The organism is Marinilactibacillus sp. XAAS-LB27, assembly GCF_036039175.1.
In the GTDB taxonomy this organism is placed as follows: domain Bacteria; phylum Bacillota; class Bacilli; order Lactobacillales; family Carnobacteriaceae_A; genus Marinilactibacillus.
Map to the genome: position 1 here is coordinate 48725 of NZ_JAYXKP010000001.1, position 25356 is coordinate 74080.

The 25356-nt window shown below is 35.6% G+C and carries 15 protein-coding genes; all 15 read left to right on the top strand.

Annotation, left to right across the window (positions count from 1 at the left end; all coding sequences use genetic code 11):
• Window positions 1-13: 13 nt before the first annotated feature.
• Window positions 14-511 carry a hypothetical protein gene (locus VXN63_RS00250; RefSeq protein ID WP_327755971.1) on the top strand — a complete coding sequence of 166 codons (498 nt, stop codon included), beginning with the start codon at window positions 14-16 and terminating at the stop codon, window positions 509-511.
• Window positions 512-689: 178 nt separating this feature from the next.
• Window positions 690-1343: a YesL family protein gene (locus tag VXN63_RS00255; protein ID WP_327755972.1), complete on the top strand. Its 654-nt coding sequence runs from the start codon at window positions 690-692 to the stop codon at window positions 1341-1343.
• A gap of 43 nt (window positions 1344-1386) precedes the next feature.
• Window positions 1387-3651 carry a helix-turn-helix domain-containing protein gene (locus tag VXN63_RS00260; RefSeq protein ID WP_327755973.1) on the top strand — a complete coding sequence of 755 codons (2265 nt, stop codon included), beginning with the start codon at window positions 1387-1389 and terminating at the stop codon, window positions 3649-3651.
• A 171-nt stretch (window positions 3652-3822) separates the two neighbouring features.
• Window positions 3823-6948 carry an alpha-mannosidase gene (locus VXN63_RS00265; protein WP_327755974.1) on the top strand — a complete coding sequence of 1042 codons (3126 nt, stop codon included), beginning with the start codon at window positions 3823-3825 and terminating at the stop codon, window positions 6946-6948.
• 16 nt (window positions 6949-6964) lie between these two features.
• A complete protein-coding gene (locus VXN63_RS00270; protein WP_327755975.1) occupies window positions 6965-9268 on the top strand; it encodes a glycoside hydrolase family 3 N-terminal domain-containing protein in 2304 nt (767 codons plus the stop codon).
• 18 nt (window positions 9269-9286) lie between these two features.
• Complete coding sequence (locus tag VXN63_RS00275) at window positions 9287-10624, top strand: alpha-L-fucosidase (RefSeq protein ID WP_327755976.1); 1338 nt, start codon at window positions 9287-9289, stop codon at window positions 10622-10624.
• Between the two features lies 1 nt (window position 10625).
• Complete coding sequence (locus VXN63_RS00280) at window positions 10626-12005, top strand: alpha-L-fucosidase (RefSeq protein WP_327755977.1); 1380 nt, start codon at window positions 10626-10628, stop codon at window positions 12003-12005.
• Between the two features lie 257 nt (window positions 12006-12262).
• A complete protein-coding gene (locus VXN63_RS00285) occupies window positions 12263-13234 on the top strand; it encodes an ABC transporter permease (RefSeq protein WP_442915290.1) in 972 nt (323 codons plus the stop codon).
• Window positions 13235-13257: 23 nt separating this feature from the next.
• Window positions 13258-14199: a carbohydrate ABC transporter permease gene (locus tag VXN63_RS00290; RefSeq protein ID WP_327755978.1), complete on the top strand. Its 942-nt coding sequence runs from the start codon at window positions 13258-13260 to the stop codon at window positions 14197-14199.
• Between the two features lie 30 nt (window positions 14200-14229).
• The gene (locus tag VXN63_RS00295) at window positions 14230-15840 is read left to right on the top strand and encodes an extracellular solute-binding protein (RefSeq protein WP_327755979.1); all 1611 of its coding nucleotides are present in this window, start codon (window positions 14230-14232) and stop codon (window positions 15838-15840) included.
• A 106-nt stretch (window positions 15841-15946) separates the two neighbouring features.
• Window positions 15947-17242: a glycoside hydrolase family 125 protein gene (locus tag VXN63_RS00300; protein ID WP_327755980.1), complete on the top strand. Its 1296-nt coding sequence runs from the start codon at window positions 15947-15949 to the stop codon at window positions 17240-17242.
• Complete coding sequence (locus VXN63_RS00305; RefSeq protein WP_327755981.1) at window positions 17242-18651, top strand: glycoside hydrolase family 1 protein; 1410 nt, start codon at window positions 17242-17244, stop codon at window positions 18649-18651. The genes VXN63_RS00300 and VXN63_RS00305 overlap by 1 nt, the downstream gene beginning before the upstream one ends.
• A 1-nt stretch (window position 18652) precedes the next feature.
• The gene (locus VXN63_RS00310) at window positions 18653-21343 is read left to right on the top strand and encodes an alpha-mannosidase (protein WP_327755982.1); all 2691 of its coding nucleotides are present in this window, start codon (window positions 18653-18655) and stop codon (window positions 21341-21343) included.
• A 4-nt stretch (window positions 21344-21347) separates the two neighbouring features.
• Window positions 21348-23546, top strand: a complete 2199-nt coding sequence (locus VXN63_RS00315; protein WP_327755983.1) for a GH92 family glycosyl hydrolase — start codon at window positions 21348-21350, stop codon at window positions 23544-23546.
• A 50-nt stretch (window positions 23547-23596) separates the two neighbouring features.
• Complete coding sequence (locus VXN63_RS00320) at window positions 23597-25336, top strand: glycoside hydrolase family 35 protein (RefSeq protein ID WP_327755984.1); 1740 nt, start codon at window positions 23597-23599, stop codon at window positions 25334-25336.
• The last annotated feature ends 20 nt before the right edge of the window (window positions 25337-25356 follow it).

Genomic DNA, 25356 nt, shown 5'->3' on the forward strand with positions numbered 1-25356 from the left:
TTGGAGTGTCAATATGAGGACTATAAGACTTTTAGGGCTGTCATTTTTCATAGCATTCCTGACTGGATGCTCAGCTACAAATACAAGAGACTATGTTGAACCGTCTTCAGTCGCATACGAAATCGAAGAAGATACTGATATCTCAGACCCAACTGCTATTCAAGAAGGAATAGCAGTGATAAAAAGAAATCTAGAATATGCTCAAAATGAGAATATCGAACAGTATATTACTACAATCGTTAATTCTGCGCAAGTAAGTACAAAAACTGAACTAAGTGAATTTTTTGATCTTTACGATATGGAGCACACCATATTAGGCATTAGAATTCTCGAACAAGATGCTAATGAAATGCTGATACAAGTAGAGCAGCAGAGTGTAGCAGTTCATACAGCTGAAGAGGCAGAACCTTATAGAGATCATGTATCATTAGCCAATCATACGATAACCAAAGAAAACGAACAGTGGAAAATAGCTGAAACGGTCATGACAGAAACTTTTTTCATTGAATAATAAAGAAAACGCCTATTTTGATAGGCGTTTTTCACTATATATCGGTAACAATTAACACTAAAAGTGATTGATTGAAATAGAAGATGAAAACATTCATGTAATATAGTACAATGAATAAAGATAGCGTTTACAATTTGGTTGTGAATTAAGAACTTTACGAACGAAAGGAATGAGACATATGGCAGATGTTATGAAAAAAAAGAAAAAGGGATTTTTAAAGACGGTATTTAATTTTGGAGAACACATCGGCAATACTTTTGTCCTACAGTTGTTTTTCATTTTATATACTTTAAAAGGCGGGATTATACTTGGAATTTTCCCTTCTATCGCTGCTATCTATAAATATTTCATTAAACTATTCACAGATCAAGGGACAGTCATTTCTATCAGAAAAATTTTCATAGAAACTTGGAACTCAAAATTTGCTGTTTCTAATAAGGTCGGCTACACACTTCTAGCTGGATTTGGATTTTTATATTTTGACTTACGTGTTAACGAATCTGTCATAAGATCATCTTTATTACACACGTTGTTATTGGTCTGTATTTTCCTATTAGGCTTTATTACTGTCTATACTTTTACTGTTATGGTGGGTCACAATTTGTCTTATGAACAGACCATAAAACAAGCTTTTTATGTTTCTTTATCTACCCCTGTGTTTACAATAGCTGCACTCTTGGGACTCATGCTTTCATATGAAATCATTAAGTTCTTGCCATTCTTAGGTATTTTCTTTGGAACACCCTTGCTTATTCTACCAATTATTTGGTTTACGTTTAATGGTTTGAAAAAAATTGACGAACTCAAACAAGAGGAACAAAAAAACGGATAGAATCGTTTCGGATTTAGAATAATTGAAAGAGAGGCGTAATGATTTGAAATATATTCCTAAATCATCTTTATTCAAAAAGTACGTTCTATCTTATATTCTAGTTTTTTCATTGCCTTTATTACTACTGATAGTTGTTGTAAACAGCGTCTATATCTCAAGTATTAGAGAAGACTTGAAAAGTACGAACGAGAGCTATTTAGAACAGTCCAATATTGCTCTAAATGAATTAATGGCTGACGTTCGCTCTTTAGGTAATTATGTCAATCAGGCTAGTAGTTTTAGCCAATTTGCATCTAACAATAGAAACCGACTTGAAGGCCATAGAGAGACAATCAAACAGTATGAGCATTCAACCAATTCTATTGAAGCAATGTATGTCGTGATCACAGAAACTGATTTTGTTCTTTCTTCTAGAGGGAACATGGATACTACTGCAATGTTCGAGCATGCTATACATTTTTCGAATCTAATTGATAGAGAACAAATGGAGTCTGTCGTTAGAAATGGAGAAGAATCACTATCAATTATTGAAAATCAAATGTATTATACTATGCCATTGGGTAATAACGGTTATAACTACGGAAGTATTTTATTTGTAATCAATACGTTACCAATAAAGAATCATTTAGATTTATTGAACGAACGAAATGAAGGTATGTCATTCCTAGTCAACGGTCAAAATCAAGTTGTGCTTAGTAGTTCAATATTTCCTGATATTTCTCAAGATATACTAACCGATTCTGTTCCTGAGATAATAGAATCAGACACAGTCAGAATAGACGGATCAAAATATTTGTCTAATTCTGTAACGAATGAAGTAACAGGTTGGTCTTTTGTATCACTTATTGAAAACAACCATTTCTACAGACCTCTATATGTTATCATGTTTTTATTTGTAGTAGGAGTCATCTTACTAACTAGTTTAGGGATTTTTATTTCTTATCATTTTGCTAAAGTTAACTATCAGCCGATCAAAAAACTTGTTAATGCTTTTGAAGATTCTACTGATCAAAATGGAAACGAATGGGATTTAATACAGTCTAATATCAATCGTACTTATTCTGAGATTAAAATCTTAAATACTAGAATGGATGAACAGGCTCCAATTATTAGAAATGCTACACTGTTAAACTTAATTGAAGGTGGTTATGGTAGCATAGACAACTTTGAAAAACAGTTAACAAAACAAGATATTATATTCCCATTTTCTTATTTTGCCCTAATGATTATTGAATTGAACAATCAGTCTTTCAATGTGAATGATATAAAATCGATTGAAATTCTAAGTGAAGAACTGAATACGTTGCTGGACCATAATCAATACAATTTCGAAGCGACCATTCCACATCTTAGAAACAATCAAATATTCTTGATTGTTAATCTCAAAGAAAATTCAATGGAAACATGGAAAAAAGCAATTTGTAAGATTCAAAAACATATCGAGCAGAGTAATATTGTCAATCATAGTCAGATTCAAATTGGTATTGGATCTACTTACAACACATGGGATAAAATAAAAAATTCGTATATAGAAGCGAGTTCAGCTTTGGAAGTACTCTATAATCGAAAAGAAGATGAAGAGAACGTTTTATTCTTTAAGGATATTAAAGAAGAACGAAATGCAACCAATGCTTCTGGCAATTTTGATTATCCAGAAGAAGGCTCAATGTTACTACAGCAAAGTTTAAAACAAGGAAATATAGAAATCGCGACTGAAACGATCAATGATATATTTACTGGAATTAAAAACACAACTCATAATCCAATTGTTGTTCAAGCAGTTAATGCGTATATTGTTAATGTAGTGGTTAGGACAGGTAATAGTCTAGGGCTTTCTCGATATAGTAAGGTATTAAATGATTTGACAGACTTCTCAAACACTTTGACAATTGAGAAGCATGTCATAGATATTTGTAGCCATATTTGTTCAGATATCAATAAACAATTGGAAAAAGAAAGTACTGAGATTGGAAAAAAAATTGTTCAATATATTTTCAATTCGTATAGTTCCCCAGAGATTTCATTGGAACAGATTGCTTCAGATTATAATATATCGATATCATATGCTAGTAAATTAATTAAAGAAGAAACTGAAGATTCTTTCTCGAATATTGTCCAGTCACTTAGAATGAACCGCTTTAAAGAACTATTAGTGAGTACGTCTATGCCTATAAAGGAATTGGTGATTCAAGTTGGATACTACGACGTTTCTAATTTCACACGGAAATTTAGAAAAGAAAATGAGTTGACTCCAGGACAGTACCGAAAACAGTATAAAAACACTGCTGTTTCTTCAACTACACATTAGAAAAATTAGACTATAGATAAGGCGAATAGCCTTTTTCTATAGTCTTTTTATTTGAAACATTATAAAGTTTCTATCTATGTAACAAATTTACGTATATGTAATTTTTGAATGCGCTTGCTTAAGCTTTATAAGTAGCATAATCTGAAAAAAAGATCTTAAGGAGAAGATAGTATGGATTTTAGAGAGCCAAAATTACTAAGAAGAATGATGGAGTTATCAGGATATCGTTATACTGGGCGACAAGCTGTTAATGATATTGAAGTTTATAACGATCTGAATAAAGATAAAAAATACCCGCCTACTGTTGAAGAAGATTGGAACGCTTTAACTCCAAATGAGCTTTTAATCGGAAGAGATACTTATTACTGGTTTAAAGCGTCACTAACTATTCCAACATTAAATAGCGGTGAAAAATTTGTTGTTCTTTTAGATTTCACAAAATTTATCGCTGGACGTATTCGGGAGTTAGAAGGGTTTGAAGCGTTTACCTTTATAAACGGTCGTCCCTTTCAGGGAATGGATCAAAATCACAAAGAATTGTTCTTGGATGAATCGTACTCGGATAAAACTATCGAGTTTTCATTTATGCTTTGGACAGGTTTGGAAGCAGGCGGACCTGTACAAAAAATCGAACATCGGCTAAACGATTTTAGTACAGCTGTGTTGTCCTATGTTACAGATGATTTGTACTTCAACGTTAAGCTTTTGTATAAAGCTGCAATGGACTTAGATAAGAAATCACCAGAAAGAGAACTTTTCCTACAAATCTTAGATGAAACTTTTTTAGTAATAGATTGGACCGAACCTGGTAGTAGTGGATTTTATAGTAGTGTCGAGCGAGCAAATAAAATTATAACAGATCATCTAGAAAGTTTTGAATCCAATCCCATCACTAAAGTAACTGGTATAGGCCATACGCATATAGATGTGGCTTGGTTATGGCAACTGAAGCACACCCGAGAGAAGTCAGCAAGATCCTTTTCAACCGTATTAAGATTGATGGAACAGTATCCAGAATATACTTTCTTGCAATCTCAACCTCAACTTTATGAGTTTATAAAAGAAGATTATCCAGAACTTTATGAGCAGATGAAAGAAAGAATTAAAGAAGGTCGTTGGGAAGCTGATGGTGCAATGTGGATCGAACCCGACTGTAATGTTCCTTCAGGAGAATCTCTTGTTCGCCAACTCATTTATGGAGCATCTTTTTTTAAAAATGAATTCAATAAAGACATTCATTATCTTTGGCTACCGGATGTATTTGGATATTCATGGGCACTGCCCCAAATACTAAAAAAATCAGGTATTGAAGTCTTAATGACTACCAAATTAAGTTGGAATCAATATAACAGAATGCCAAATGATACGTTTATCTGGAGAGGCATAGACGGTAGTGAAATTTATACGCATTTCATCACAACTCCCAACCCAAATAGCGCAGATGAAACCATTGGGGCAGTTTACAGCGGACTAATGGAACCAGCAACAGTGAAAGGGATTTATAGGAACTATCAAAATAAATCTTTAAACAAAGACTTACTGTTAGCATATGGTCATGGCGATGGTGGTGGTGGAACCGATCGTGAAATGGTTGAGATGATGACACGTATGAAGCAGTATACTATTCCAACTTTACCAAAGGTTGAAACAGGAACGGCAAAAGAATATTTCAACACGCTAAAAGAAACAATTGATTCTGCTTCACCAAACGAAGTGAGTACTTGGGATGGAGAACTTTATCTGGAATATCATAGAGGAACCTATACCTCTCAGGGAAGAGTTAAAAAAGATAACAGAAAACTAGAATTAGATTATCGTGATAGTGAATTGATCGCTTCTACATTGGAAATGAATCAGAATATAGAGTATCCTGCTGGGATTCTTGATGAAGGCTGGAAGCTTATTCTTAAAAATCAGTTCCACGACATTCTACCAGGCTGTTCAATCAATGAGGTTTATCAAGATAATCTTGTTGAGTATAAAAGAGCTTTTGACATTTCAAATTCGATTATCAACCGATTATCCTCGGTAAAGGAATCCGAATCTGAATGGACTGTCTATAATACCGCAAGTTGGGAAAGGTCTGAAATCATTGATTTACCTATCCTGTTAACTGAAGATATGTCTGTTATAAATCAAAGAGGAGAAAGTTTAGAATCAATCGCTATTAATGGACGAACAAGTGTTTTAGTGAATGATATTCCAGCTTTTGGATCGGTTAAACTTTCTTTGAAAAAAGAAAGTTTGAGTAGTGATAACAGCCGATCTTTCAATTTTAAAGACCATGGTGTTGAAACGCCATTTTATAGTATTTTATGGAACGAAAAAGGACAATTAATTAGTATTTTTGATAAAAAACAGTCAAGAGAAGTATTGAAAGATTTGGGAAATAAAATCGAATTATTTGAAGATAAGCCTCTATCTTATGACGCATGGGATATAGATATCTTTTATCAGGAAAAGGCTACTGAAGTGGTTGCAGATACAGTTGAAATTATTGATCAGAATAACCTGTTTTCTAAAATAAGATTTACTTACAATTTCGGCAAATCTTCTATGCAGCAAGATATGATTTTGTACAGAGATGATCGAAGAATTGATTTTGTAACGAATTTAGACTGGCAAGAAAGACAACAAGTATTAAAAGCAGGTTTTGATGTGGATGTTCGATCAGTCGAAGCAACGTATGATATTCAATTTGGAAATGTTAAACGACCGACGCATTGGAACACTTCTTGGGATAAGGCAAGATTTGAAAGCATTGGTCACCAATGGGTAGATTTATCAGAAACAGGGTACGGTGTTAGTTTATTGAATGACTCCAAATATGGACATGATATTAAAAATTCAACAATTAGATTAACACTTGTAACAGGAACGATAGATCCAGACCCTCAGGCTGATTTGGGCAAACATCAATTCACTTATAGCTTGTTACCACATAAAGGTAGCTTCCTTGAAGCCCAAACAGCAGAAAAAGCTTGGGAAATAAATCATGCTTCTAGAGTTTACCAAGGTGTACTAACAGGGATAGAACCCATTATAGAGGTTGAAAGTGAAGAGACGGTGTTTGTAGATGCTATCAAAAAAGCTCAAAATGGATCAGGATATGTGGTTCGATTCCATGATCATACTGGTGGTCGAAGAAATTTCAAACTCAAAATAACTTCAAAAGTGAAGAAGTGGATAGAAACAAATCTGCTAGAAGCCTACGAAGGTGATTTAGAGGATATTCAAGGTGGCACAATTGAGATGACTTTAGATCCTTTTGAAATCAAAACTATTTTATTAAAATAAAGCGAGGTGTTCTGTATTGAGACCATTTGAAAACGAAGAATTAACCATACATGAACGTGTCGTTGACTTGCTAAGCAGATTATCAACAAAAGAAAAAGTAGGTCAAGTGAACCAGCACTTATACGGTTGGGAAGTTTATCGAAAAACGTCAACTGGAGATATTGAATTAACTGAAAAGTTTAAAGAACATGTTAAATGGGGCGGGGGGATAGGCGCCTTATATGGATTGTTCCGGGCAGATCCATGGTCAAATGTAACAGAAGAAAATGGTATTCCTTTAGAAGATAGTCGTCAAGTCGTGAGTTTAGTCCAGAGATATATAAAAGAACATACTCATTTAGGCATTCCTGCACTGATTGTAGAAGAATGCCCACATGGTCATCAAGCTCTAGACAGTATATCTTATCCAACGAATATTGGTAGAGGAGCAATGTTTAATCCAGAATTGATTGAAAAGATGTCTCGAAAAATGTCCGAGGAACTTTCTGCAAAAGGTGTCCACCTAGCGCTTGTTTCTACTTTAGATTTAGTTAGAGATCCTAGATGGGGAAGAACGGAAGAGTGTTTTGGTGAAGATCCTTATTTAGCAGCTGAATACACTCGAAGAGTGGTTCGAGGATTTCAAGGGGACTTGATTAAGACAGGTGAAGACTTTACTAAAAAAACAACAAAGCAACTTGAAAAATCTGATAGCAGGATTGGTGTGGTGCTCAAGCATCTAATCGCACAAGGAGACGCGTTAGGCGGACATAATTCTGGAGATGTCTCTATTGGAGAAAGAGAGTTATTTGATATTTATGATCCCATAATGAAAAGTACAGTAAATGCAGTAGGTGTGATGGCGGCTTACAATGATATCGATGGAATACCTTGCCATGCTAATGCAGATCTTCTAACGAAACAACTAAGGGATACTCTTAATTTTCAAGGTATTGTAATGGCAGACGGGGGCGCAATAGATAGGCTCCAAAATGCCATGCAAGATAAAAGCTTGAATGCTAAACAAGCGTTAGAAGCTGGCGTAAACTTAAGTTTGTGGGATCACTCATATTTAGCTATTGAAGAGGGTATAGAAAATCAGTCGATTGAGATGGAAACCTTGGATAGAAGTGTATATAAAGTATTATCTATTAAGTTTTTATTAGGACTATTTGATAAAACAAAAGAAAGCATAGAAATCGACTGGGACGTAAGCAAAAAAGACTGGCAACAGACTAATCTGGAAGCAGCAAAGGAAACTTTAACCCTTTTAAAAAATGATCATAATATTTTACCATTACAAAAACCTAAAACAATCGCAGTCATAGGACCGAATGCGAACAGTCTCTATAATCAATTGGGAGATTATACAAGTCCACAGGCAGGAGAATATGCTACAACCATTTTTGAAGGAATTAGGAATAGATTTAAAAGTAGTAAAATTGTTTATACAAAGGGATGTGCCGTGAGAAGCTCAGAAATTGAGATAGAACAAATCAGAAAAGCTTGCGAAAATTCAGAGGTGATTATTCTAGCTTTAGGTGGTTCAAGTGCTCGGAACTTTGGTACGGATTTTCTGGCAAATGGGGCAGTCAATACGCCAGAAGAGAATATGGATTCTGGTGAAAATATTGATGTTTCAGATTTGAGCTTGGGCGGCAATCAACTAGAAATCTTGAAGATAGCACATGAGTACAAGAAACCAATTATCACAATTATAATACAGGGAAGACCCCATTCAATTGAAAGGGTTGTATCGTTATCAGATGCAGTATTGATTGGCTGGTACCCGGGTCAACGAGGTGGGGAGGCTATTGCAAGTCTACTGGCAGGCGACTATAGCCCAAGCGGTAAACTTAATGTATCAATTCCTAGATCCAGTGGACAACTTCCAGTTTATTACAACCAAAAACGGTCAGGAAAAAAAGAGGATTACTTTGACATGACAGGGAAACCTCTTTACTCATTTGGAGAAGGTTTGAATTATTCGAAAATTAAATATTCAAATTTGAAAGTTGAAAAATCTCGTTATTCAGTTCAATCATTAAAAGCCGGAGAGAAAATCGAAATGAGTTTGACGATTAGTAATCATGGAGAATATGACCAGAAAGAATCTGTTTTATGCTTTATAGCAAAATTAAATACTCCTCTTTTATCTAGAAAAAAAGAGCTGAAACGTATACGGAAAGTTACAATTAACAAAAATCAAAAGATTACTCTGGAAATGGAATTAGATTATGCTGATTTGTTACAACTAGATCAGCACTATAAACCGAAAATTTTTCCTTGTGATATTCAGATTCAAATAGGTTCAGAATCAAGTATGATTCATTTAACTTAAAATTAAGGGAGTGAGTTTATGACAAATAGATTGGATATAGAAACTAGAGAAGCATCTGAAACAGAAGCGTACACCAATTTACCAAAAGAAATAAAAGATAAGTTAGAGTGGTTTCAAGATCAGAAATTAGGGGTGATTTTCCATTGGGGATTATACGCTGAAGCCGGTATCGTAGAATCTTGGCAACTATCAGAAGAGGATGAATGGGCAAGAGCTAAGAAACCTTGGCGAAACTCAGTCAGTAAACTTCGTGAAGATTACTGGAAACTGAACAAAACTTTTAATCCAAAACATTTCGATCCCATTACTTGGGCTGATTTATGTAAGGATGCGGGATTTAAATATATGATTTTTACAACGAAACACCATGATGGTTTCAATATGTATGACACACAGTACTCTGATTATAAAATCACCTCTTCTGATAGTGCCTTTTATGATAATCCTAAAGCGGATGTTTTTAAAGAAGTTGTAGATGCTTTCAGAAGCAAAGGGTTAGGAATTGGAGCATATTATTCTAAAGCAGACTGGTATTCTCCTTACTATTGGGTTCCAGGACAACACGCAAAAGGTAGAACCGCTAGTTATGATCCTTTAGAACAACCTGAAATGTGGAAAAAATTCAAAGGATTCGTGCATGATCAACTGATTGAATTGGCTAAAAATTATGGACCATTAGATATTACTTGGTTGGATGCTGGGTGGGTCAGAAAAGAAAGAACCCATGAAGACTTGGATATGGACGGACTTGCTAAAGATATGAGGGTTTATAATCCTGAAATGCTGATTGTTGATCGTTCAGTAGGAGGGGACCACGAAAATTATGTTACACCTGAGCGGAAAATACCTGATACACCTCCAGTCAAAGTTTGGGAAAGTAATATACCACATGCAAAAAACTGGGGCTATGTCCCAAATGATATATACAAAAGCGATAAAGAAATGATAGCTTCTATTATCCAAGTTGTAGCAAAGGGTGGAAACTTAATCATTGGAATTGGACCTAAACCGGACGGAACACTTCCTGAAAAATCTGTTTATTTATTGAAAACACTCGCTCATTGGACTAAAACTTATGGTGAAGGGATTTATCATACCCGACCTTTTAAACAAAATAGTATAAATCAATGGTATCTGACTGAAAAGGACCAATCGGTATATGCATTTTGTATACCTGAACGTGATCAAGAACAGTACACATTAGATTTAACTAAATTAGATACTCAGTTTGAAGAAGAAATCATTGATTTAAGTACAGGAGAAAAAGCAAAAGTTGAAGATGATCACTTGATTCACCATTCTAAAGAAATAAAAGGCTATAGACTAACAAAAAACTTAACAACGGTGTCTCAGTAAGATGGGAAAAACCTACAGTTCTTTTGAGGAAAAAGCGATAAACATCCGACCTTCAAAAAGACAGTTGCTCTGGCAAGAAACAGAATTTTATGGGTTTATTCATTTTTCAATCAATACCTTTACAGAAAAACAATGGGGAGATGGCAGAGAATCGCCACTCCTTTTTGATCCATCAGATTTAGATGTAGAAGAATGGATAAAGGTCATTAAAAGCGCAGGTATGAAAGGGCTAATTCTGACATGCAAACACCATGACGGCTTTTGTCTGTGGCCGAGTTTATTTACTGAATATTCGGTGAAAAACAGTCCCTACTTAAATGGTTCGGGAGATATTGTTAAAGAAGTCTCAGAAGCTTGCTTGAAACATGGCATAAAATTTGGCGTTTACTTGTCTCCGTGGGACAGACACGATAAACGATACGGACAAGGACAGTCTTATAATGATTACTTTTGTTCCCAGTTAACAGAGTTAGTCACTCAATATGGAGAATTGTTTTCAATATGGTTTGACGGTGCATGTGGAGAAGGAGAGAATGGCAGGGTTCAGAGATATGATTGGGAGAGATATTACGATATTATTCGACTAAACCAGCCTAATGCCTGTATTTCAGTCTGTGGTCCTGACGTAAGATGGTGCGGAAACGAATCGGGCGCTACTAGAGATCAAGAGTGGAGTATAGTGCCTGAAATATTGAGGGATGCTGAAAAAACAATGGAACAGTCTCAAACAAACGATCAACACGCCGATTTTATTCATAAAGAAACAAGTTCATCTGAATTACTTGGAGATCGAAAAACGCTGAAAAGATTCGAGAATTGGGTATGGTACCCTTGTGAAGTCAATTTATCGATTAGACCAAGTTGGTTTTACTCGAAAGCTGAAGACAATCAAGTGAAATCAGTTCATGAATTATTAGAGTTGTACTATCGAACTGTTGGAGGAAATACAACGTTGCTATTAAATATTCCCCCAGATAAACGTGGTCGAATACACGAGAATGATAAAGCTGTCTTAACTAAATTGGGCAAAGAATTAAGGACTGATTTCCAATTCGATCTGTTAAAGGAAGCTAAGAATCTTAATAGTCAAAGTACAACAGTAAAATACCTGAATTGTCAAAATGAATTCTTGATTCATTTTGATAGAGAACAATCGATTAGTCGGTTAATTTTACAAGAAGAAATATCAAAAGGCCAGAGAGTAGAATCATTTAAATTCGAAGTATTCAAAGAGGGCAATTATGAGTCAATATACCAAGGATCCGTTATAGGTTATAAAACGATATGTAGATTTGAAAAAGTAACTGGTCAATCCTTTCGATTATCTATTCTTGAGAGTAGAGAAGAGCCTCTAATCAGATCCGTTCAACTTTATGAATAGATAATTATTAAAAGAATAAATGTGTTTAAAATATTTACCATCTATTTATAATCTGATAAACATTGATATTAAAGGGAAAACAATAAATGTAAGCGCTAAAATATGACATATTGTCTCGACTGTTTTTGTAGAGTAATATAAATGCATAGAAGGCCAGTACGATAATGTTGTAAACGCTTAACTTTCGTCATGTTGTATCTAAGTCCTAATATTAAGGAGGAAAATTTATGGAAAAGCATTCGCAAGATGTATCGGAAATGAATCGATCGATCAATCAGTCAAATGAGTCTTTAAAATCTAAACCTAAGACTAAACGGCTATCACTAATGGATCGATTTAGACTAGCAGGTAAAAATTGGCAACTACTTATCATGATTATGCCAGTTATTATTTTCTTCATTGTGTTTCATTATGTGCCTATGTATGGCGTTCAGATTGCTTTCAGAAGATTTATGCCTGTACACGGTATTTGGGGAAGCCCTTGGGTAGGGTTAGATCATTTCACAAGATTCTTTAATATGCATTACGCAGGCAGATTGATCTGGAACACGTTGAGTCTGAGTTTATACTCGCTTGCTGCAGGTTTTCCAATGCCGATATTATTAGCACTAGCCATAAACGAAATTAAAGATGGTCGATTCAAAAAGTTTATTCAGACTGTAACTTACGCGCCTAATTTTATCTCTGTCGTTGTTATTGTTGGGATGATTATCACATTCTTATCCCCTTCGACTGGAGTAATTAATCATCTACTAGATTTTCTAGGAATGGAAAGACAACATTTTATGCAAAATCCTAGATGGTTTAGACATATTTATGTCCTTTCAGGTATCTGGCAAACAACGGGATGGGGAACAGTCATTTATTTAGCAGCCTTATCTGGTGTTGATACTCAATTGCATGAGGCAGCTACGATTGACGGAGCGACTAGACTTCAAAGATTATGGTATATCAATGTTCCAGTATTGGTGCCTACCATGATCATCTTATTAATCATGAACTTTGGCGGTATTATGGCTGTAGGCTTTGAAAAAGTTTTTCTAATGCAGAATTCTTTAAATATGGGAACTTCTGACGTCATTGCTACCTTCACTTATCGAACTGGTTTACTAGAAGGGCAGTACAGTTATGCCGCTGCAATCGGGCTATTTAATTCATTGATAAATTCAGTCATGTTGTTGACAGTTAACTGGATTGCACGTAAATATAGTGAGACATCACTTATTTAAAAATATAGAGAGGAGGAAAGCATGTGGCAACGAACATTGGAGCTTCTAGAAAGAAGAATAATCTGATTAAAGAGTCTTTTGCGGATCGAATATTTTTGATATCAATCTATATACTACTTACATTAGCTTTACTCGTAACCCTTTATCCTTTGATTTATATTGTAAGTGCTTCAATTAGCAATCCGGATACTGTAAATTCAGGTGAGATGTTTTTATTTCCAATAGATGTAACTTGGGAAGGTTACAGATTGATTTTTGCAAACTCCGATATCTGGCAAGGATACTATAATACGATTCTATATACGACGGTTGGGACTCTTGTTAATCTAGCATTCACACTTCCGGCTGGTTACGTATTATCAAGAAAAGATTTCCAATTTAGAGGTTTCGTAACCAAATTAATGGTCTTCACAATGTTTGTCTCAGGTGGGTTGATACCTACTTACTTGCTTGTAACGGATCTTGGTTTAGGAAATTCTATGTGGGCATTGATTTTACCTAGTGCAGCTTCCGTTTACAATATTGTTGTAACTAGAGTATTCTTTGAATCAACTGTTCCTGATGAATTAACGGAAGCAGCTGTAATAGACGGTGCTAACGACTTTAAGATTTTCTTCAAAGTAGTTTTACCACTATCAAAACCCATTATAGCTGTAATGGCTTTGTTCTATGGCGTTAATCACTGGAATAATTTCTTTTCAGCATTACTATACATTGATGATCGATCAAAATATCCTTTACAGATGTTTTTAAGAGAGATTTTGGTTCAACAAGATATGTCCAGTACACCAAGTATTGGCTCATTATCGCAAGGACAGGCAGAGTTTCTACATTCTCAACAACAATTGTCTGCTATTTTGAGATACGGCGTCATGATTGTAGCAACTTTACCAATCATTCTTGTTTATCCGTTCTTGCAAAAATATTTTGTTAAAGGCGTTATGATCGGTTCAATTAAGGGATAAAAATATAAAAAAGTAATAGGAGGAATAAAGATGCAAAAGAAAACAATTGTTAAAAGTTTAGTACTCAGCTCAGTATTGGTATTGAGTGCTTGCGGTGGAGGAAATGGAAATTCTGGATCAGATGATGCTCAAGATGTTGAAGTTGCCACTGAAGGGTTCCCGATTGTTGATGAAGAAATCACCTTAAATCTTATGGCTCCAGGTACGGGAAATCAATGGGAGTCCATGCCTACAATGACAGAATATGAAGAATTAACTGGCATTAACCTTGAATATACAACGCCACCTATGGATGATTTTGGTACAAGGTTCAATTTAACTTTTGCAAGTGGTGATTTACCAGATATCATCTTTGCACCGGGTTCAGATGTATTGACTCCAGCATTAGAAGTTGATTACGGTCAACAGGGGTTATTGGTGCCTTTAAATGACTTAATAGAAGATTATGCGCCAAATCTTAATGCTTTGTTAGATGAAAATCCAGAACTAAGAAGTTCAATTACTACCCCCGATGGAAACATCTATGCCTTGCCAAGAGTGAACGAAGGAGATACAGCGATTTGGCCTATCGGACCACTTTGGTATAACGGTTCATGGTTAGATGCACTAGACGAGGATGTTCCAGAGACACTAGATGAGTTCTATGATTTGATGGTTAGATTCAGAGATGACGATCCTAATGGAACTGGTCAAAATGATACGATTCCAATTAGTAACGGCGGTTTAGAAAATGCTAGAATTTGGTTCTTATCTGCATTCGATTTAAATTCTTGGGACGTAGAAGCAGTGGATGGAGAAGTTCGCTATAATCCAACTACAGATAATGCTAGAGCTTACTATGAATACTTCACTAAATTATACTCAGAAGGAATAGTAGATCAAGAAATCTTCTCTCAATCTGATGAAATGAAAAAAGCCAAAGGACAACAAAATGTAATTGGACTCTTTACAGATTATTTCTCATTCTTTACCACGGGTCGTAGTGAAGATGAAGCTTTGAATGATCCTATGTTTATGCCACTTACAAGTGAATGGTCACCAGAGCGTTCAGTTGCGGGTAGCCCAAGAATAGCTAGAGGAACTTTTGCCATTACATCTGCCAATCAATATCCTGAAGCTACAATGCGTTGGGTAGACCAAATGTACTCTGAAGAAGGAGCGGAATACTTTGACCGCGGACCTGAAGGGTATTATTGGGAGTGGGAAGATGGAGAAGGTAGTACAAAAATTTATACAGAAGAGGCTGAAGCTGAGGGTGAAGATTACCGAGGAACAATCACACCATTTTATGGTATCAATACACCAGGTCTAGGTGCACAATTACCTCCGATTGGTGGGGAAGAGTCTGACTTTACTGTATTTATAAGAGAATCTACTCAAAATAATTTAGAACCGTACGCTGAAGTTGCTTTCCCACTCGTTTATCTAGAGCAAGATGAAATTGATGAATTACAATCTATTCAAGGTGACGTAGCTACTTATATTGAAGAACAAGAAGCACAGTTTATTACTGGACAAATGGATGTTTCAGATGACGCTGTATGGGACAACTATCTGTCTACATTAGAAAACATGGGAATTGAACGCTATGTTGAAATTTATCAAGCAGCATATGATCGTAACCAACAAGCAGCAGAATAAAAGAGTTAACTTTATAAATGATTTTTAACGCATGCTCGTATCCTCTCTGTTCAACAGGGGATGGATGCGAGCTGCTTTTATTTTAACTATCAAAGGAGCAATTAATATGTTTAATGAAACATTACCGCGGACTATAGTAGATTTTATGGAAGAAATAAATGAACTAGCTGAAGAGAAACCGGAGTGGCTCGAAATTTTTAATAATAGTTTTTTAGATACATTACAAAATACGGTCAAACCCTTAACCGATAATACAACATTCGTACTTACAGGTGATATACCGGCTATGTGGTTAAGAGATTCGACTGCACAAATCAGACCTTATTTATTTCTAGCCAATAAAAGTCCTGAAATCAAACAACTGATAAAAGGATTAATTGAAAGACATTTTCTGCTAATTAAGCTAGATCCATATGCAAATGCATTTAATGAAAGTGCTAATGGAGCAGGACATCAAGATGATGATACTGAGATGCAAGCTATAATATGGGAACGTAAATATGAAATTGATTCTTTGTGTTATGCCGTTCAGCTTGCTTATTTGTATTTTAAAGAAACAGGCGATCATTCAATTTTCAATAAAACATTCGACGAAGGAGTTGAACAGATTCTTAAAGTCTGGAAAACAGAGCAAAATCATGAACATTCTTCTTATCATTTCCAAAGAGATACTTGGAGAGAAGAAGACACTCTGGTAAATGATGGAAAAGGAAGTCCAATAAAAGAGACTGGTTTAACTTGGTCTGGCTTCCGTCCAAGTGACGACCGTTGTATCTACCATTATTTGGTTCCTTCCAACATGTTTGCTGTCGTAGTATTGGGATATCTAGAAGAAATTTACGAATCTTATCTGGAAGATGATTCAAAGAGTCATAATATAAAGTTATTGAAATCTCAAATAGATCAAGCGCTCAAAGAACATGCGATTATTGAAAACAAACAAGGAGAATCAGTTTTCGCTTATGAAGTAGATGGAAAAGGCAATGCATTGATCATGGATGATGCCAATATTCCTAATTTACTATCTGCCCCTTATTTAGGTTATGGAAATATTAAAGACGATATCTATCAAACGACCAGGAAAACGATTCTTAGTTCAGAAAATCCCTATTATTATGAAGGAGAATATGCATCAGGAGTAGGAAGTTCACATACACCTGAAGAGTATATTTGGCACATGAGTTTAGCTATGATTGGACTGACAAGTAAGACAAAAGAAGAAAAAGCACAAATGCTTGACCTAATGGTTGAAACAGATGCAAATAAGAAGACTCTTCACGAAGGATTTCATAAAGACAATCCAGAAGAATATACTCGAGAATGGTTTTCATGGCCAAACATGCTTTTTTGCGAATTGATGCTTGATTACTTTGATTTTAAGTTAAAAGGAGCTGAAATTTAATGGCGAATCCATTTCCTGAACATTTTTTTTGGGGTGCAGCAACGAGTGCCCCTCAATCTGAAGGTGGACAATATGAGGGGGGCCGTTCTGCTAGCACTTGGGACAAGTGGTTTGAGCTAGAACCTGAAAACTTCAACTCGAATCAAGGTCCAAAAAATACGACAAACGTATTTGACCGCTACAAAGAAGATACAAAACTAATGAGCGATATTAACCTAAATTCGTACAGAACTTCCATTTCTTGGAATAGGCTTTTGCCGGATGGAAAGACACTGAATCCACAAGCTGTTCAATATTATAGAGATTATTTTAAACGCTTAAGAGATCAAGGTGTTGAGCCAATTATAAATCTCTTTCATTTTGATATGCCCTGGTGGCTAATGGAAAAAGGCGGATGGGAAAATCGCGAATCAATTGACCATTTTGCATTTTATGCAAGGATAGCTTTCGAGCAGTTTGGTGATCTTGTTCACTACTGGACAACATTCAATGAGCCAATCGTTCATGTAACTTGTGGTTATTTAGGAGAGTATCATTGGCCAAAAGTGAATAATCTCAAGCGAGCGGTTCAAGTTGCGCATCATACGAATCTGGCACACGCTGCAGCTGTAGTTGAATTCAGAAAGTTAGGTATTGAAGGAAAGATTGGGAATATCTTGAATTTATCGCCTGTATATGCAAAATCTAATCAAGCAGAAGATCTTCAAGCTAAGTTGAATGCTGAAACCTTACATGTTAAAAGCTTTTTGGAGCCTACTGTGAATGGTGAGTACCCGGAACACCTCATTACTCTATTAAAAGATAACGATTTACTCCCACATACTTTAGATGGAGATAAAGAGTTGATTAGTAAAGGAAAAGTGGATTTTCTTGGAGTAAATTATTATCAGCCAATACGAGTGGAAGCCGTGCCAACTGATGAAGTTAACCACCCTGCTACGTCACTGGGGGATTTTTCAAGACATTATAATTGGCCAGAAAAGAAAATGAATCCTTATAGAGGATGGGAGATTTACCCAGAAGGTATTTATGATATAGCTATGATGATAAAAGAAGACTATGGAAATATTCCGTTCTACATTTCAGAAAATGGAATGGGTGTATCTGAAGAAGAAAGGTTTGCTGATGATAAGGGGATAATACAAGACGATTACCGCATTGAATTTATTTACGATCATCTTGCCAATGTCCAAAAAGCGATTGATGCTGGCGCAAACTGTTTTGGATATCACCTTTGGACATTTATAGATTGCTGGTCTTGGCTAAATGGGTATCGAAATCGTTACGGATTTTATCGACTTATCTTAGAAACTGGAGAAAGAATTCCAAAGAAAAGTGCGTTTTGGATCAAAGATGTCATTCAACAGAACCAATTGATTAAATTAAATCAGTACGATAAAGGAGAGTAATATGAAAACAGTCCATATTATTTCGCATAGTCACTGGGATAGAGAATGGTATATGCCTTATGAGCGTCATCATATGCTTCTAGTTGAACTATTAGATGATGTACTTGAACTTTTTGAAACAGACCCAGAGTTCAAGAGTTTTTATCTTGATGGTCAAACCATCATTTTAGACGATTATTTAGAAGTTCGTCCAGAAAAAGAATCACTTGTTAGGAAGTATATTAACGAGGGTAAATTAAAAATTGGACCATTTTATATTCTTCAGGACGCCTTTTTGACTTCAAGTGAATCAAATGTGAGAAATATGCTAATTGGTCATCAGGAAAGTAAAAAGTGGGGAGAGAAAACAGACATTGGTTACTACCCTGATACATTCGGTAATGTTGGTCAAACGCCTCAATTAATGAAACAATTAGGCTTTGACTTAGCAGCCTACGGTAGGGGGGTTAAACCAACCGGATTTGCTAATCAGTCTAGTGAACAGGATAATTTCATCTCATCCTATTCAGAAATGAATTGGCAGGGCGTGGATGACTCCGTTATTACTGGGCTACTCTTTGCTAACTGGTACAGCAATGGCAATGAAGTCCCTACAGATAAAAAATTGGCTAAAGTCTATTGGGACCAAAAACTAGAAGATGCTGAAAAGTATGCATCTACAGATCAATTACTTTTCATGAATGGTTGTGATCACCAGCCAGTTCAAAAAGATTTATCAAAGGCGATTGAATTAGCCAATGAGTTATATCCAGATTATCAATTTATCCATTCTGATTTTCCAAATTATATCAGCGAAGTGCTTCCGACCTTGCCAACTGACCTTGACACTGTAAAGGGGGAGTTGACGTCACAAGAAACAGAAGGTTGGTATACCTTGACAAATACTGCTTCTTCTCGTGTTTATCTTAAGCAAGAGAATGCTCGTATTAGCAGATTACTAGAAAAAGTCGCTGAACCGTTAGCTTCGATGGCTTTTGAAGAAACAGGGAGCTATCCCCATGATATTTTGGATTATGCCTGGAAAACGTATATGCAAAATCATCCTCATGATAGTATATGTGGGTGTAGTGTAGATGAAGTTCACGAAGAGATGATGACTAGATTTCAAAAAGCTGAAAATGTAGCAGATTATGTAATTGATTCTTCATTGAACGCTTTAGCGGACGCGACCGAAACCTTGTACTCAGGTGATGGAGATGCTATACCGTTAATTGTATTCAATAGCTCAGGTCATGTTAAGTCAGAGCTTTGTAAAATCGAACTTGAAACAGAAAAAATTTACTTTTCGGAAAAATTTCCGACCCAAAGCTATGAGGAATTGTTGGACTCTCAAAACGTGACTAACTACAAAGTGTTGACAGAAGATGGTGAAGAGGTAACCTCAGTTATTAGGGAGCTTGAACCTGAATTTAATTATGAACTACCTAAAAATGGGTTTAGAAAGCCTTACATGACTCGCAAAGTAGAAGTAGAGCTCTTTTTAGAAAGTATGGAATCATTCTCCTGGAGAACCTTATTTTTGGTTGAAAGCAAACATAACATTAATCGGGAAGTAAAGCTCGAAGCTAAAGATTTATCATTAGAAAATCAATACTTGAAACTGACAATCAATGAAAATGGAACGCTGAAACTAATCGACAAAACAAACCAAAAAAATTACGATCAACTCTTTGTTTTCGAAGATACTGGAGACATTGGGAATGAGTATGTATATAAATCTCCTGAAAACGAATCACCTATCTTTTCACAAAATAGATTAGTGAAAGCAGAAGTAATTGAAGATACAGATATTAAAAAAACAATTCGTCTTTTCCATGAACTGAATGTACCTATTTCTGCAGATGAACAATTACTTATAGAACAGAAAAAAGTAGTTGAATTTAGAAACCGTAAAGCACAGAGAAGTGAAGAAACAGAAAAACTAAAAATCATTTCAACAATTACATTAATTAAAAATGCGAAAAGTTTACGTTTTAAAATCGAGTTAGTGAATAAAATGAAAGATCATAGGTTACGTGTTCTTTTTCCGACTGGACTTTCATCTGAGCACCACTTTGCGGATGCGATTTTTGAAACAGTTAAAAGGCCAAATCAAGTCAGTCAGTCATGGACAAACCCAGAGAACCCTCAAAGAACCCATCATTTTGTACAAGTGAAAGATCAAAATCATGGTGTAATACTAGCACCAGAAGGATTAAATGAATATGAAATACTTGATCAAGATAACCAATTAACTATGGCATTGACATTGTTCCGTGCAGTCGGTGAAATGGGGGATTGGGGCTATTTCCCTACACCTGGAGCACAATGTTTGGATAGAACTTTTAAATTTGAATTTTCACTATTCACTCATGGTAGCCAAGATGAAAAAACCATTCAATCAGCAATATATGATCATGTTTCACTTTTAGCCATCCAAACCAATCAACATACAGGACTACGTTCTTCTTCCGGACAGTTCCTATCTGTAAATGGAAGTGAAATAGCCGTCACTGCTGTCAAGAGACAAAAAAGTACAGACGAAATCATCACTAGACATTATAATTTATCAGACGAACCAATCGAATACCATCTAGGGATTAAAGGTTATAAAGCGATTAAGTCAAATATTTTAGAAGAAGATGAAGTTAAGAAAGATTTGATGACTGCTTTACCAAAAGAAATTATTACACTCAAATGGAAAAAGGAGTGAAACTATGCGCTTAGATTCAATTGATACAAGGCATGGAACATTAAATAAAGTCGGATATTCAAATGGCAACACGCTGCCGTACACCGGAACCCCTTTTGGAATGAACTATTTTGTCCTACAAAGTCAAAATGACTCTAATTGGTTCTTTGACCCGACTTATCCACTCATTCAAGGATTCAGACTAACTCATCAGCCTAGCCCGTGGATGGGGGATTATAGTTGGATGGTTTTTTCTCCTATTTCTGGAGAACCTAGAGACACTGAATTGACTCATTTACAATCTTCTTATAAATTAGACGAAGCAGTTTTTCAACCCCATAAAATGGAAATTGAAAGTTTAAGATATCGACTGAAAACAACTGTAGTGCCTACCAAAAGAGGCGCTCGGTTTAAAATAGAAAGAGGTTCGGATAAAACTCTTGGGCTAGTTCTCTCATCAGGAGAAGAAGTTCAGTATAAAATTGATCAGAAATCAAACAGGGTCATAGGAATATTGCCCCAAAAAGTAAACAATGGTCAAAACAACCTCCAATTATTCTTTGCAATAGAGTTTGAAAATATCAATCATACAGACTTATCTATAAACATTTTCAAAAGCAATCAATGGAATACTGAAACAACTGCAAATTCAAAAACTATATGGCTGTCAATAGCTACTGAGAAGGAAACAGTTGAATGCTCAATTGGCACCTCCTTTATTAGTGAAGAACAAGCGATTTTAAATTTAGATAGAGAAGCCGCACAATATTCGACTGCTCAATTAATTGAGCAATCATCTAATGAGTGGTCTCAATATCTCGATCGGATAAAAGTTAAAGATAGAAATAAAGCAAAAGAGCGTAATTTTGATCTTTATATGTATCGAATGTTTTTATTCCCACAAACCTATTATGAAAGAAATCATCTGGGAGAGTCTGTTCACTTCGATTCCTATAGCGAGACTATAAAAAAAGGAAAATTCTTTACGAATAACGGGTTCTGGGATACTTACAGAACCGTTTATCCTCTTTATTCTCTTATTGCACCGGAGAAATATAAAGAGATTTTGGAAGGAATTAGACATTTTTATAATGAATCGGGCCATTTACCGAAGTGGCTTAGCCCTGATGAACGTGGGCTGATGCCAGGCACATTGATCAATGCAGTTATTGCGGATGCTAGCTCGAAGCATTTATTGGATGAGGAAACATCCAAGTTTTTTTTAGAAGCTATGGTAAAAGAAGCAACGGTTTCCTCGAATGACCCTAGGTTTGGAAGAGCAGGCGTTACAGATATGAAACAATTTGGCTATGTAACCGATGACGAGATTGAAAATGTCAATCAAACGCAAGATAATGCTTATAGTGATTTTTGCATTTTTCAGGTAGCTGAGAACATTGGAAATCACAAAATCGCTGAAGAGTTTAAAAAGGAAGCTTTAAATTATAGAAATTTATTTGATTCTGAGACTGGGTTTTTAAGAGGCAAAAATACTTCAGGAAACTTTTCAAAGGCGTTCATTCCAGAAGATTGGGGATTCAACTATACTGAGGGAAGCGCATGGCAGAACGCATTAGCTTTTTATCATGACAACCAAGGGTATATCGATCTACTAGGTGGGAATGAACAATTTCTAAAACATCTTACTAATTTGGCGAATACCAAACCCATATTTGAAATTGGTAATTATGGTATGGAAATACACGAAATTAGTGAATTAGCTACAAATAATTTTGGTCAGATAGCCATCTCCAATCAGCCAAGTTTTCATATTCCTTATCTATACAGTTACGCTGGCAAACCTGAGTATACACAGCATCTGGTTAAACAACTCTGTATGCATGCTTTTTCTGATGGTTTCGAAGGCTTCCCAGGAGATGAAGACAATGGAAGTATGAGCGGTTGGTATATTTTTAGCCATTTAGGATTTTATCCAGTTACTCCAGGCAGAGCCGAATATGTTTTGGGAATCCCTCAGTTTGACGAAATGATAATTAAACTCCAAGAAGGTAAAGAGTTAAAGATATCAGTAGATGGTAATTATCCTCAAAATTCTTTTGTTCAGAAAGTTTTAGTAAATAATATTCAGCACGATGCCTTTCATATCAGCCATAAAACTATATTAGAAGGTGGAAATATGAAAATTCAATTAGGGATTTTACCAAATATTAGGAAATTTACTAAAGAACATTTGCCTTATTCACTCAGTCATGACATAATTTAAGAAAGGCTTGAAAGGCCTTTCTTTTACTTAATTATTGAGGCGGTGGATAAATGTTTGAAATTAAAGAAACCTTTTATATGAATGGAAGTCCGATAAAAATTGTATCCGGAGCGTTACATTATTTTAGGATCGTACCAGAATATTGGGAAGATCGTTTGTCTAAACTTAAAGCCATGGGATGCAACACTGTTGAAACGTATGTCCCTTGGAATATGCACGAACCTAAAGAAGGACAGTATAACTTTGAAGGCCAATACAATATCAAAAAGTATATAGAAATTGCGCAATCACTGGACTTATATGTGATTGTCAGACCAGCTCCTTATATTTGTGCTGAATGGGAATTTGGTGGATTACCCGCGTGGCTCTTAAAAGACCGCAATATGAAATTCAGAACTTATTATAAACCGTTTATTGAGAAAGTAGACCGTTATTATAGTCATCTACTTAAAGAAATTGACTCACTACAAGCGACTAAATCTGGACCGATCATCATGATGCAAGTTGAAAATGAGTATGGTAGTTACGGTAACGATAAAAAATATTTGAATGCACTAGTCGATATGATGAAAAAATATGGAGTAGAAGTACCTTTGGTAACAAGTGACGGGACATGGATGGATATGCTAGAAAATGGAACAATTCCTGAAACAGCTTTACCAACTGCAAACTTCGGATCTGGAAGCAAAGAACATTTCGATAAATTGAAAGCGTTCCACAAGAGTGACTCTCCCTTGATGGTTATGGAATTCTGGAACGGTTGGTTCACTGCCTGGGGTGATGTAGCCTATAAGCATACTTCTTATGAGGAACAAGTAGATGAAATCGATGCTATTCTTTCAGAAGGACACATTAATTTCTACATGATTCATGGGGGAACGAATTTCGGGTTCACAAATGGATCGAATTATTACGATCAGTTGACGCCAGACATTACGTCATATGACTATGATGCACCAATCACCGAATGGGGAGATATTACTGAAAAGTTCAAAGCTTTTAGAGCAGTAATCGAAAAACACGTTGATTATGAGCTTCCAGAAATGCCTGAACCGGTAGAGAAGAAAGCATACGGAGAAGTTTCTCTGAAAGCTAGAACGTCTTTATTTGAAAATTTGAATAACTTATCTGAACCGATTGAAGACATGTCGACATTATCAATGGAAGACTTAAATCAGAATTTTGGATATGTTTTGTATCAAAATAATTTGGGTAAAAAGCGTAAAATCGAAGAGTTCGAACTCGTCAAAGCGAATGATAGAGCAAAAGTCTTTATTAATCGTCAACACGAACTGACTCAATACGATAGAGAACTTGGTCAGAAAGTTTCCTTTGATTTAAAAGAGGAAGAAAATGAAATGAGTATCTTAGTTGAGAATATGGGTCGTGTAAATTATGGTAAAAATATGATTCACCAACAAAAAGGCATTGCTGATGGCGTATTAGTTAATGGAGCCTTCCGAAATGGGTGGACACACTTTAGTTTGCCGCTGGATAATATCGAGCAAGTCGACTATGATCAACCAGCTATTGAAGGAGAGCCTTCTTTTAGTCAATTTGAATTCACTGTTGATGAAGCACAAGATACATTCGTAGATATGACCGGCTGGGGTAAAGGCGTTGTCTTTATCAATGGATTCAACCTAGGTAGATTCTGGGAAGTGGGACCACAGTTCAAACTCTATATACCTGGTCCACTACTAAAACAAGGTACCAATGAAATGGTTGTGTTTGAGACAGAAGGTACGGTTAAAGAGTCCATTGAACTGACAGATCAAGCACCTTATTAAGGTGAAAATTTGACTAGATG

Bases quoted from the DNA above. Each gene is read 5' to 3' on its own strand.
- VXN63_RS00255 (WP_327755972.1), top strand. From the start codon at position 690: ATGGCAGATGTTATGAAAAAAAAGAAAAAGGGATTTTTAAAGACGGTA.
- VXN63_RS00320 (WP_327755984.1), top strand. From the start codon at position 23,597: ATGTTTGAAATTAAAGAAACCTTTTATATGAATGGAAGTCCGATAAAA.
- VXN63_RS00300 (WP_327755980.1), top strand. From the start codon at position 15,947: ATGTTTAATGAAACATTACCGCGGACTATAGTAGATTTTATGGAAGAA.
- VXN63_RS00305 (WP_327755981.1), top strand. From the start codon at position 17,242: ATGGCGAATCCATTTCCTGAACATTTTTTTTGGGGTGCAGCAACGAGT.
- VXN63_RS00250 (WP_327755971.1), top strand. From the start codon at position 14: ATGAGGACTATAAGACTTTTAGGGCTGTCATTTTTCATAGCATTCCTG.
- VXN63_RS00265 (WP_327755974.1), top strand. From the start codon at position 3,823: ATGGATTTTAGAGAGCCAAAATTACTAAGAAGAATGATGGAGTTATCA.
- VXN63_RS00275 (WP_327755976.1), top strand. From the start codon at position 9,287: ATGACAAATAGATTGGATATAGAAACTAGAGAAGCATCTGAAACAGAA.
- VXN63_RS00310 (WP_327755982.1), top strand. From the start codon at position 18,653: ATGAAAACAGTCCATATTATTTCGCATAGTCACTGGGATAGAGAATGG.
- VXN63_RS00285 (WP_442915290.1), top strand. From the start codon at position 12,263: ATGAATCGATCGATCAATCAGTCAAATGAGTCTTTAAAATCTAAACCT.
- VXN63_RS00295 (WP_327755979.1), top strand. From the start codon at position 14,230: ATGCAAAAGAAAACAATTGTTAAAAGTTTAGTACTCAGCTCAGTATTG.
- VXN63_RS00280 (WP_327755977.1), top strand. From the start codon at position 10,626: ATGGGAAAAACCTACAGTTCTTTTGAGGAAAAAGCGATAAACATCCGA.
- VXN63_RS00315 (WP_327755983.1), top strand. From the start codon at position 21,348: ATGCGCTTAGATTCAATTGATACAAGGCATGGAACATTAAATAAAGTC.